This is a genomic window from Pantoea sp. EKM10T (assembly GCF_011800685.1).
Classification (GTDB): Bacteria; Pseudomonadota; Gammaproteobacteria; order Enterobacterales; family Enterobacteriaceae; genus Pantoea; species Pantoea agglomerans.
Window position 1 is genome coordinate 1 of the sequence record NZ_JAALEU010000012.1, and the last position, 11,963, is coordinate 11,963.

Annotated in this window: 10 protein-coding genes; 7 read left to right on the forward strand and 3 right to left on the reverse strand. The window is 52.0% G+C overall.

What is annotated here, in order from left to right:
- Positions 1–418: 418 nt before the first annotated feature.
- Complete coding sequence (locus HFD95_RS19090) at positions 419–733, forward strand: hypothetical protein (RefSeq protein WP_010672113.1); 315 nt, start codon at positions 419–421, stop codon at positions 731–733.
- Between the two features lie 262 nt (positions 734–995).
- Here HFD95_RS19090 and mobA read toward each other — a convergent pair whose 3' ends face one another.
- Positions 996–1,601 carry a molybdenum cofactor guanylyltransferase MobA gene (gene mobA, locus HFD95_RS19095; protein WP_064690977.1) on the reverse strand — a complete coding sequence of 202 codons (606 nt, stop codon included), beginning with the start codon at positions 1,599–1,601 and terminating at the stop codon, positions 996–998.
- Between the two features lie 44 nt (positions 1,602–1,645).
- Here mobA and HFD95_RS19100 point away from each other — a divergent pair, with 44 nt between their 5' ends.
- The 4 genes from HFD95_RS19100 to polA all read left to right on the forward strand — a co-directional run bounded on the left by HFD95_RS19100 (position 1,646) and on the right by polA (position 6,774).
- Complete coding sequence (locus tag HFD95_RS19100; protein WP_003850728.1) at positions 1,646–1,921, forward strand: YihD family protein; 276 nt, start codon at positions 1,646–1,648, stop codon at positions 1,919–1,921.
- 45 nt (positions 1,922–1,966) lie between these two features.
- Positions 1,967–2,953, forward strand: a complete 987-nt coding sequence (locus tag HFD95_RS19105; RefSeq protein ID WP_010258460.1) for a serine/threonine protein kinase — start codon at positions 1,967–1,969, stop codon at positions 2,951–2,953.
- Between the two features lie 26 nt (positions 2,954–2,979).
- Positions 2,980–3,609 carry a thiol:disulfide interchange protein DsbA gene (gene dsbA / locus HFD95_RS19110; RefSeq protein WP_010258458.1) on the forward strand — a complete coding sequence of 210 codons (630 nt, stop codon included), beginning with the start codon at positions 2,980–2,982 and terminating at the stop codon, positions 3,607–3,609.
- A 378-nt stretch (positions 3,610–3,987) separates the two neighbouring features.
- The gene (gene polA, locus HFD95_RS19115) at positions 3,988–6,774 is read left to right on the forward strand and encodes a DNA polymerase I (protein ID WP_167430620.1); all 2,787 of its coding nucleotides are present in this window, start codon (positions 3,988–3,990) and stop codon (positions 6,772–6,774) included.
- A 417-nt stretch (positions 6,775–7,191) separates the two neighbouring features.
- Here polA and yihA read toward each other — a convergent pair whose 3' ends face one another.
- Positions 7,192–7,827 carry a ribosome biogenesis GTP-binding protein YihA/YsxC gene (gene yihA, locus HFD95_RS19120; RefSeq protein ID WP_010258448.1) on the reverse strand — a complete coding sequence of 212 codons (636 nt, stop codon included), beginning with the start codon at positions 7,825–7,827 and terminating at the stop codon, positions 7,192–7,194.
- A gap of 551 nt (positions 7,828–8,378) precedes the next feature.
- On the opposite strand from yihA, the gene yihI reads away from it, so the two are divergent.
- The gene (gene yihI / locus HFD95_RS19125; RefSeq protein WP_010258445.1) at positions 8,379–8,903 is read left to right on the forward strand and encodes a Der GTPase-activating protein YihI; all 525 of its coding nucleotides are present in this window, start codon (positions 8,379–8,381) and stop codon (positions 8,901–8,903) included.
- A gap of 233 nt (positions 8,904–9,136) precedes the next feature.
- Positions 9,137–10,510, forward strand: coding sequence for an oxygen-independent coproporphyrinogen III oxidase (gene hemN, locus HFD95_RS19130; RefSeq protein WP_010672109.1), 1,374 nt, complete (start codon positions 9,137–9,139; stop codon positions 10,508–10,510).
- Between the two features lie 41 nt (positions 10,511–10,551).
- Here the strand turns inward: hemN and glnG are convergent, their stop codons facing one another.
- Entirely contained in the window at positions 10,552–11,961 is a 1,410-nt protein-coding gene (gene glnG, locus HFD95_RS19135; protein ID WP_010258440.1) for a nitrogen regulation protein NR(I), read from the reverse strand.
- Positions 11,962–11,963: the final 2 nt, after the last annotated feature.

Sequence of the window (11,963 nt, forward strand, 5' to 3'; positions counted from 1 at the left end):
CATTAAATAAGTGAAGAAGCCCCGCACGAAAGTGCGGGGCTTTTTTACGTCTGCACTTTGCCACGTTAAGCTGAAAACTTGACCTGTAAGCCTGCTCCGGTAGCCTCCAGGTTCCTCCATTTCCTTTTTGAATTACCAGTGGCCTGATAAACACCGGAAACTATAATAATCATTAGATCAAAATATAAAATAAAGACTAGCAGATACAAAGTTTTTGAAATTTATAGCTCAATAAGTTACCAACTTATTAAGCTAATATGATAATAAACCTGCTAACAGGACTAACGCATAGCATTTAGAATGAATGGATTTTATTCTATTTACATTTTTTAGTGCTTGATCGAAACTAATTTCGACATTTAATTAAATGTCTCCGATGGATTTCTATTGAGCATTAACTAATTTAAGGAAGATTAAAATGAAAGAACTGACTGTTGCTGAAACAGAATTAGTATCAGGTGCCGCCTCTACTGGGATCTTAGACAGCATCGGTGGTGCAGTTATCGGAATGTTTGCTGGCGGAATGGGCGTTGCATGGGCGGGCTGGAACATCTCTGCTAATACTAATGGCGTAACCAGTGGAATCCTGGCTCCAGCACAGGGTGTTTTAGGCGGCCTGTTTGGTGGCATTTGGGGCGTTGTTTTTGGTCTGGTAGTCGGTGCTGCGGAAGGTACTGCTGATTCAATGGCACGCGCAGATTCAGTCTGGACAAATATTTTGAACGCTGGCTGATAATGCTCTGATCGTCCGGGGCATCACCTGCCATTTTAAATATCAGGCGTGCTGCCCCTTTTTTCTCTATCCCTGTCTGAAGCTATTTTACTGGTAATCAGTCATCCGATGTTGCAATGGCTGAGAATGCTCAGCGACTCTTATTCCACGAATAACTGTAGCCATCGTCATCCAGAGATAAAAAAGCTCTTTTTTTTGCAAAAATAAGGACGTCCCGTTAATTGTTACTATCGGGCAGGATCTTTTGCTACTGGACTTTACATTATGCTGGCTGACGACCATTTCCGTCCGGCATATTGCCGGCAGGATAGTCCCTAAGGTCATCAGGCGTATTCACATTCAGGAATAGCGATTCATCATCATCCAGCAGCACCGCATGTCCACCCTGATCGAGCAGGAACTGCATCAGGCGACGCTCACCAGCCTGCAGGTATTCACCGAGTGGCGTACGGAGATCGCGATGAATAAGCGCCAGAGTAGGATGATCCCGGGTTTGTGAGCGCACCCACACTGCGGGGGCATCGCCTCGTTGTTGCATCAGCCGCTCCACGAAGTTGAGCGGGATAGCGGGGGTGTCGCAGGCGCTGAATACCGCCCATTCCCCTTCAATCTCACGCAACCCACTGTAGATTCCGGCCAGCGGACCGGGATAATCATCAAAAACATCCTGAATAACCCGACATCCGCTTAACTGATAGCGATCAATATTACGATTCGCATTAATCATGACAATGTCGACTTGTGGCCTGAGCCGTTCAAGGACATGCTGATAAAGCGGCCTGCCATCCAGCTGTACTAAACCTTTGTCCTGACCACCCATACGGCGGCCCTGACCACCGGCCAGAATGATGCCGGTTAATATTGTCATGACTGTGCCCTCGCTGATGACGCACTGTGAAAGGAGAAATCTGAATGAAATGCCATCGTTTAAACGAGTTAATCGCGTTGCTGCAACCCGCCTGGCAAAAAGAGCCTGATCTTAATCTGGTCACATTTTTGCAGAAACTGGCTCAGGAATCTGGTTTCCGTGGCCCGTTAAGTGAATTAACCGATGATGTATTAATTTACCATCTCAAGATGCGTGACTCAGCCAGCGATGATGAGATCCCAGGCCTGAAAAAAGATTATGAAGTTGATTTCAAAACAGCACTGCTCCGCGCACGGGGTGTCATTAAACAGGACGAGTAGTGTTATCCTTGGCTGCTATTTGCAAGGGCAACTACAGGTAACATGATGAGCGACGCTGCTTTTAACTTCCAGACATTGAATCCCGACGTGTTGCTTGATGCGCTCTGGGAAACAGGAATTCGCGTCGAATCGGGTCTGACAGCCCTGAACAGCTACGAGAACAGGGTTTATCAATTCAGCGACGACGAAAAACGCCGCTATGTTGCGAAGTTTTATCGCCCACAGCGCTGGCGTGCCGAACAGATTGCTGAAGAACATCAGTACGCACTTGATCTGCTGGCTGACGAAGTGCCCATCGCGGCGCCACTGCGGTTAAAGGGTGAGACACTGCATAGTCACGCTGGCTTCTTCTTTGCCGTATTCCCCAGCCTGGGCGGACGACAATATGAGACAGACAACGAAGATCAGATGGAGTGGGTAGGCCGCTTCCTGGGCCGCATTCATCAGACCGGGCGTAAAGCGCTGTTCAGGCATCGGCCTGCCATCGGTCTGGATGAATATCTGCATGAACCCCGGCAGGTGCTGGAGCACTCTCTGTTAGTGCCTGCATCGCTTAAAGTCGCACTGCTACAGGCTATCGATAAGCTGGGAAACACGCTGCAACAACAGTGGCACACCACGTGGCAGCCGCTACGATTACATGGCGACTGCCATCCGGGTAATATCCTGTGGCGTGACGGACCGCTGTTTGTCGATCTGGATGATGCCCGTAATGGCCCGGCCGTGCAGGATCTCTGGATGCTGATCAGCGGCGATCGTCAGGAACAGCGTATTCAATGGGATATACTGCTGGAGGCGTACAGTGAGTTCAGTGATTTTGATATTAATGAATTGTCACTGATTGAACCTTTACGCGCCATGCGCATGGTTTATTATCTGGCCTGGGTTGTCCGACGCTGGCAGGATCCCGCTTTTCCGCGCGCTTTCCCCTGGATGACAGATGAAGATTTCTGGCGCAGGCAAATTTCACTCTTTACCGAGCAGGAGAAGCTGTTGCAGGAACCTCCTCTGCAGCTGACACCGCAATATTAATGACGTAGTCAGGAGAATTTTTCACGATGAAAAAAATTTGGTTTGCACTGATGGGTTTAGTGCTGGCATTCAGCGCATCTGCTGCCCAGTTCACTGAAGGTAAACAATATGTGAGTCTGCCTAAACCTGTGGCCGGCGAACCTCAGGTGATGGAGTTCTTCTCCTTCTTCTGCCCGCACTGCTATCAGTTTGAACGTATTTATCACGTCAATGACGCGGTGAAAAAGAATCTGCCTGCTGACACTAAGATGGTGAAATACCACGTCGATTTTCTCGGTGGAGAGCTGGGGCCGGTCGTGACCCATGCCTGGGCTGTCGCGATGGCGCTGGGCGTTGAAGATAAAGTGACAGCACCGATCTTCGATGGCATTCAGAAAACGCAGACCATCACCGATCCTGCCAGTCTGAAAGAGACCTTTGTCAAAGCGGCCGGTATCTCTGCGGCGGACTATGATGCAGCCTGGAACAGCTTCGCCGTAAAAGCGCTGGTTGCGCAGCAGCAAAAAGCCGCTGCTGATGTTGATCTGCGTGGTGTGCCTGCTATTTTCGTGAATGGCAAATACATGGTTAACAACGGCGGTCTTGATACCAGCTCTATGGATAATTTCGTCGCAGACTATGCGAACGTGGTTAAATTCCTGGTAAGCCAGAAGTAATCAGCCTCACACCCCCGTTAAACGCCAGCTCTGCTGGCGTTTTTTTTATGCCTTTGAACAACGGGCCAATTTTTGTCCATCTCCAGGGCATAAATTTAATATCCACACAAGGGATCGCGCTATTAAAAATAGCGATCGGGTCACGGAAATTAAATAAGCCAATGAAATTTATGGTTTTTATTCAAGTGTCGATTATTTATTTTCCTGAAAAACAGCGCGTTATAATTTTTACGCACAAAGTTATCCACAGAACGATCGTTGCGATCCTGTCCCCAAAAGCGTGAAAAACTCCAGACGTGGCACGCCTTAGTTCACCATTTCTGCCTGGTTGTGGCATCCTTATAGCCCAACTCATAGCAACGAAGACTACACAGACTTATGGCGCAAATAGCAGAAAATCCCCTGATTCTGGTCGATGGCTCATCCTATCTTTATCGCGCGTATCACGCGTTTCCGCCGCTGACCAACAGTGCAGGTGAACCCACTGGCGCCATGTACGGCGTGCTCAACATGCTGAAAAGCCTGCTGGCGCAATACAATCCGAGTCACGTTGCTGTGGTGTTCGATGCCAAAGGCAAAACCTTCAGGGACGAGCTGTTTGAGCATTACAAATCTCACCGTCCCCCGATGCCTGACGAGCTCCGTGCACAAATTGAGCCGCTGCATGAGATGGTGCGGGCAATGGGGCTGCCGTTGCTGGCTGTGAGCGGCGTCGAGGCTGATGATGTCATCGGTACGCTGGCGCTGGAAGCGGAGAAAAAGGGTCTCTCAGTACTGATCAGCACCGGCGACAAAGATATGGCGCAGCTGGTCACGCCCGCCATCACGCTGATTAACACTATGAGCAACACCATTCTGGGACCAGAAGAGGTTGAGCAGAAATATGGTGTTCCACCCGCATTGATCATCGATTTCCTTGCCATGATGGGTGATAGCTCCGATAACATTCCTGGCGTGCCAGGCGTCGGTGAGAAAACGGCACAGGCGTTGCTGCAGGGGCTGGGCAGCATGCAGACGATCTATGACAATCTGGACAAAGTGGCCGATCTCGGCTTTCGTGGTGCCAAAACCATGGCGACCAAACTTGAGCAGAATCGTGATGTGGCGTTTCTCTCTTATCAGCTGGCGACCATTAAGACAGACGTTGAGCTGGCGCTGCCCTGTGAAGAGCTCACAGTCACTGAGCCCGATACAGAGGCATTGCAGGCCCTGTTCAATCGTTACGAGTTCAAACGCTGGCTGAGTGACCTGCAGGACGGTAAATGGCTGCAGGGTAAAAAGAGCACTACGCAGGCGCAAAAAGCGCAGGCCGATGAACCGGCCCCGGTGGCTGAAACCAGCAGCGTGTTACCGACCGAGGGTTATGTCACCATTCTGGATCAGGATCTCTTTGATAGCTGGCTGGAGAAGCTGAAAAACAGCGAAGTCTTTGCGTTTGATCTGGAGACCGACGCGCTGGATACCCTGAGCGCTAATATCGTCGGCATCAGCTTCGCGGTGGCGCCCGGTGAAGCCGCCTATCTGCCGGTTGCCCATGACTATCTTGATGCGCCTGATCAACTGGATCGCGCTACCGTTCTGGCACAGCTCAAGCCCTTGCTGGAAGATGAGAGCGCATGGAAAGTTGGCCAGAACCTGAAATACGATCGCGGCGTGCTGAAAAACTACGACATTGAACTGGCCGGTATCAAATTCGACACCATGCTTGAGTCCTATATCCTCAACAGCGTGGTGGGCAAACATGACATGGATAGCCTGGCCGCTCGCTGGCTTAACCATAAAACCGTGACCTTCCAGGAGATCGCCGGTAAAGGCAAAAATCAGCTGACGTTCAATCAAATCGCGTTAGAGCAGGCATCCCATTACGCTGCCGAAGATGCAGATGTGACCCTGCAGTTGCATCTGAAGATGTGGCCAGAGCTGGAGAAAGAAGCGGGCCCGAAAAAAGTCTTTGAACAGATTGAGATGCCGTTACTGACGGTGATTTCGCGCATAGAGCGCAACGGTGTGCTGATCGATCAGTCTATTCTGGCGCAGCATTCGAAAGAGCTGACGGCCCGACTGGCTGAGCTTGAGTTGAAAGCGCATGAGCTGGCGGGGGAACCCTTCAACCTCTCATCCACCAAGCAGCTTCAGGTGATCCTGTTTGAAAAACAGGGCATCAAGCCCACGAAGAAAACACCAGGCGGCGCGCCTTCAACCAGCGAAGAGGTGTTAGCCGAGCTGGCACTTGATTATCCGTTACCCAAAGTGATTCTGGAGCATCGCGGCTTATCCAAACTTAAGTCTACTTATACGGATAAATTACCGCTGATGATCAATCCGATCAGTGGCAGGGTACATACCTCTTATCATCAGGCCGTCACCGCAACCGGACGCTTATCCTCTGCCGATCCGAATCTGCAAAACATTCCGGTGCGTAATGATGAAGGACGCCGAATCCGTCAGGCATTTGTAGCGGCCAAAGGCCATCGCATTGTGGCGGCAGACTATTCACAAATCGAACTGCGTATCATGGCGCATCTCTCTCAGGACAAAGGATTACTGGACGCTTTTGCCCAGGGCGAAGATATCCACCGCGCGACGGCATCCGAAGTGTTTGGCGTGGCGCTGGATAAGGTCAGCGGCGAACAGCGTCGCAGCGCCAAAGCGATCAACTTTGGTCTGATTTATGGCATGAGCGCCTTTGGCCTGTCGCGTCAGCTGAATATCGGTGCGGGTGAAGCGAAAAAGTATATGGATCTCTACTTTGAACGCTATCCGGGCGTCCTGCGCTATATGGAGAACACACGCCAGCTGGCGGCGAGTAAAGGCTATGTCGAAACGCTGGAAGGCCGTCGGCTGTGGCTGCCCGATATTAAATCCGGTAACGCCATTCGCCGGAAAGCCGCTGAACGTGCCGCGATCAATGCGCCGATGCAGGGAACGGCAGCGGATATCATTAAGCGGGCAATGATTGCCGTGGATACCTGGCTGGAACAGCAAAACGACAATGCCGTCAGAATGATCATGCAGGTTCACGATGAACTGGTGTTCGAAGTCAAAGCCGGGGCGGTTGAAGAGGCGAGCCAGAAAATCCGTGCGCTGATGGAAGGTAGCGTGCAACTCGACGTACCTTTACTGGTTGAAGTCGGTGTGGGTGACAACTGGGATGAAGCCCACTGATTCGATGCGTGTGGTCGGTTCTGAAGAACAGAACCGGCCCTGAATCAGGTATAAGAAAATCGTTTAGTTGACCGGTTTAGCGTGGTTAACGCTGGCACTGAGAGAAAACGCTTTTCTAACTGCTTATGGTCTAAACACTTTTTTCGTCATTAAACTACATCGCAACGCTATTTTTGTGACGTGCATGGTAAAAAAAGTCCTGTTTCATGTAAGTAAGCAACAAAAAAGCCTTTGTCACGCACAGAAAATCAGGTAAAGTTCGTCGCGTAGGGTACAGAGGTAAGATGTTCTATCTTTCAGACCTTTTACTTCACGTAATCGGATTTGGCTGAATTTAGCCGCCCCAGTCATTCTGTGACTGGGGCGTTTTTTATTGGGCTTTTTGTACCGTCAGCATCACCGGCACAAGGTTGCCACTCACTCTTCCGCGTCCTGATCTTCAACCGCAGGTTCAAGCGTATTAAACCAGCTGTCCAGCTTCTGACGAACCTTATCCACGCCGATTTTCTTCAGCGATGAGAAGAGCTCTACCTGCACATCACCAACAAATTCGAGTGCGGCTTCACGCACGACATTGAGCTGCGCTTTACGGGCACCTGAGGCCAGTTTGTCTGCTTTAGTGAGAAGCAACAGCACCGGAATGCCACTTTCCACTGACCACTGAATCATCTGCCGGTCGAGATCTTTCAGCGGATGACGGATATCCATCAGGATAACCAGTCCTTTCAGCGCCTGACGTTTTTGCAGGTATTCACCTAACGCGCGCTGCCACTTCAGCTTCATCTCTTCCGGGACTTCGGCATAACCGTAACCGGGCAGGTCGACCAGACGCTTACCTTCTTTCACTTCAAACAGGTTAATCAGCTGCGTACGTCCCGGCGTTTTACTGGTACGCGCCAGACCCTTCTGATTGGTTAACGTATTCAGCGCACTCGATTTTCCCGCGTTCGAGCGGCCAGCGAAAGCCACCTCAATTCCGGTATCGGCAGGCAGATGGCGGATATCCGGCGCGCTCATGACAAAGTGGGTAACGTGGTAATTCAATTCAGACAAGGTGACACTCCAGAAAACGCATTAAGGCAATGCGGGCGATTATACGCGTTATGACGCGAAAGTGCTCAATCGCATCTCGGTAACAAACTTTGTAAGAGATTTGCCATTCACGGTGCGGGTTATTTCGCTTTTTACTTTAATTACTAAAAATAAAAAAATATGTAATTCAAACCCTTATCTTAAAACGTTCTTTTTTTGAACTAACTATTTTTGACACTGACTTGAGGCTTTTACCAGTTGGTCTACATTAGTGTGCAGTGCACGGCAGCACACATCAGGATGATGCGCTCAGGGATACCAGGAGGGTTATGAGCGATGGAATGGAACAGGGTCAGGGATGCGGCCAGACAGGGATAAGGAATAGCTCAGGAGTTGAGCAGGCGCGGGATTAACCGGGATGTTACGAGCCGAAAAGGATTTAAAACATGATTCCTTCTTATGAAGGTATGAAATAAGGCGACAGCTTGAGCTGTCGCCTTTTTTCTTTGTCTACTTTCTGCTAGATTTCGCCGCAATTCTATACTGAATAAAAAAAGCCGGGACCGAATACTATGAAGCAACCTGCACGAGCTGCTAACGGCAAACCTGCCGTCAAAGCCAAACGCAAATCGCGTGACGATATCAACCATGAAGCACGCGATCGCAAACGTGATAAAAAGCATCGCGGACATGCATCTGGCAGCCGTGCTAATCCGGCTGCGTCCGAAAACAATGGCGGACGTCAGGCGGACAGCGTGAAAGATCCGCGCATCGGGAGTAAAAAACCGGTGGCCCTGATCGCTGAAGGAAAAACCGCCGCCGTTAAACCAAAGAAAAGCGCAGAAAAACCGGCAGCAGAGAAGAAAGTGCGTCTGACACCAGAAGAAGAGCTGGCGAAGCTGGAAAATGACGAACGTCTGGATGCGCTGCTGGATCGGCTGGAAAATGGCGAAACGCTGTCGGCTGAAGATCAGGGCTGGCTGGATGCCTCGCTGGATCGTATCGACGAACTGATGGAGCAGTTAGGCATTGTGATGGATGATGCCGAAGATGAGCAGGCTGAAGAAGATATGTACCGTCTGCTGAAAGGCAACTAAGCAAATTTGATCGGCATGCGTTACCCGCATGCCGCGCTTAACAGGTAAACGACAATGTTTTGGCCTGGATCAATTTTCGCGCTGCTGGCGACATGTTATCTGCTGTGGTTATTGTTTAAACTACGACGCCTGTCGCGTCTGAAGCAACGTTTACGTCGGGTCTCATCCCGCTCACCTTTTATCTCCTCTTCTTCGCGACCTTCTCTCAGACGACGTCACCGGAAGGAGTGAGCATGCCATCGCAGCAGATTGAGTGGGATCAGGCGTTAATTGAAAAGTACAATTATGCCGGCCCGCGTTACACCTCCTATCCCACTGCGCTGGAGTTCAGCGAGCAGTACGCGGAAAACGACTTCCAGCGTGCCGTGGCGCGTTACCCTGAGCGTCCGCTGTCGCTCTATGTCCATATTCCCTTCTGCCATCGTCTCTGCTACTTCTGCGGCTGCAATAAGATAGTGACGCGTCAGCGCCACAAAGCGGACCGCTATCTGGATGTGCTTGAGCAGGAGATTATTCAGCGTGCGCCGCTGTTTCGTCAGCGTCAGGTCACGCAGCTTCACTGGGGCGGCGGTACGCCAACCTTCCTCGACAATGCGCAGATTTCCCGGCTGGTGGGTTTACTGAAGCAGCATTTCAGTGTGGCCGATGATGCCGAAATGTCGATCGAAGTAGATCCCCGGGAAATTGCGCTGGATGTGATTGATCACCTGCGATCGCTGGGATTCAACCGGCTGAGCATGGGGGTGCAGGACTTCAACAAATCGGTGCAGGAGCGGGTTAACCGGGTACAGGATGAAGAGATGATTTTCGGGCTGATGGCGCGTGCCCGTGAACAGGGGTTCAGCTCGACCAGCATTGACCTGATCTATGGTTTACCCCTGCAGACGCCCGCCAGCTTCGCCTGGACGCTGGAGCGGGTACTGGCGCTGAGCCCGGATCGTCTTAGCGTCTTTAACTATGCGCATTTGCCGGCGATGTTCGCGGCACAGCGTAAAATCAAAGAGGGTGAACTGCCATCGGCTCAGCAAAAGCTGGATATTTTACAGCAGACCATCGCAACTCTGACTCAGCAGGGCTACCAGTTCATTGGAATGGATCACTTTGCGAAGCCGCAGGATGAACTGGCTATCGCGCAGCGCAAAGGCCAGCTGCATCGCAATTTCCAGGGATACACGACGCAGGGCGACAGCGATTTGCTGGGGCTTGGCGTCTCTGCCATCAGCATGATTGGCGACAGTTATGCGCAGAACCAGAAAGACCTTAATACCTGGTACAATTGTGTGGAACAGCAGGGAAATGGCCTGTGGCGTGGCATCGCCTTAACCGACGATGATTGCCTGCGTCGTGACGTGATAAAAACGCTGATTTGTAACTTCTCGCTGAATTTTGCCGCGACAGAAGCGCAATGGGGCATTCGCTTCAGCGACTATTTTGCTGAGGACCTGGCGCTGCTGAAGCCGTTGATAGCTGATGGGCTGGTGGAACAAACCGCTACGGGGCTGGAGGTGACGGGAATTGGCCGGTTACTGATCCGCAATATCTGCATGTGCTTTGATCGCTATCTGCGTCAGAAAGCGCGTCAGCAGCAGTTCTCCCGCGTTATCTGAAGAAACGGGCTGGCAGACTACACCAGCCCGAACTGAACCGCTTATTCCATGCCCAGCTCTTTGAGCTTGCGCGTCAGCGTGTTTCGTCCCCAGCCCAGCAAACGTGCCGCTTCCTGTTTGTGGCCCTGCGTATGACGCAGCGCAGTAGTGAGCAGCGTGCGCTCCATCTCCGGCTGGGCTTCTGACAGCAGATTCTGATGACCGGAACGCAGAGCGCGATCGGCCCACTGTGCCAGCAGCGTTGCCCAGCTGTCAGGCAGCGACTGCACCGGATTCTCCGGCGTACTGGATTCAAACAGTTCTCCGGGCAGGTCCTGAATCAGGACTTCCTGACCCGCAGCCATCACGGTCAGCCAGCGACAGGTGTTCTCCAGCTGACGCACGTTACCTGACCAGTGCAGTCGGGTTAACGCTGTCTCGGTTTCCGGATGCAGAATCTTCGCTTCCACACCCAGCTCACGCGCCGCCACCTGCAGGAAATAACGCGCCAGACGCGGGATATCCTCACGACGCTCACGCAGCGGTGGCAGATGCACACGAATCACGTTCAGGCGGTGAAACAGATCCTCACGGAACTTGCCTTCCTGTACGCGTAATTCCAGATTCTGGTGGGTCGCCGCGATAATACGCACATCCACTTTGACCGGCGCATAGCCACCAACGCGATAGAACTGGCCATCGGCCAGCACGCGCAGCAGACGGGTCTGCACATCCAGCGGCATATCACCGATCTCATCCAGAAACAGCGTGCCGCCATCCGCCTGCTCAAAACGGCCCTGACGGATCTGGTTCGCCCCGGTAAAGGCGCCTTTTTCGTGACCAAACAGTTCTGATTCAATTAAATCTTTGGGGATCGCCGCCATGTTGAGCGCGATAAAGGGCGCTTTGGTGCGCGGGCTGTGGCGATGCAGCGCATGGGCCACCAGCTCTTTACCGGTACCGGACTCGCCGTTGATCAGCACACTGATCGACGAGCGCGATAATCGCCCGATGATGCGGAACACATCCTGCATCGCGGGCGCTTCACCGATGATATCGGTGGTGGGTCCGCTGACCGGCTGATTACGTGGCTGCTGCTGCTCCTGATAGTGGCTGATAGCACGCTCGACCAGCGCAACCGCTTCATCGATATCGAACGGCTTAGGCAGGTAATCAAAGGCACCCTGCTGATAGGCGCTGACGGCTGCGTCCAGATCAGAATGCGCCGTCATTATGATGACCGGAAGCATCGGATGACGCTGCTTAATCTGTTTCAGCAGCGCCAGGCCATCCATACCGGGCATGCGAATGTCTGACAGTAAAACGTCCGGGGTCTTGGTTGAGAGGGCATCCAGCACCTCGCTTGCGCTGTCAAAAGTCGCACAGCTCAAACCGGCTCCAGTGAGCGCGCGTTCAAGCACCCAGCGGATGGAGCTATCGTCATCGACGATCCAGACTATCCCTCGTTGCATAG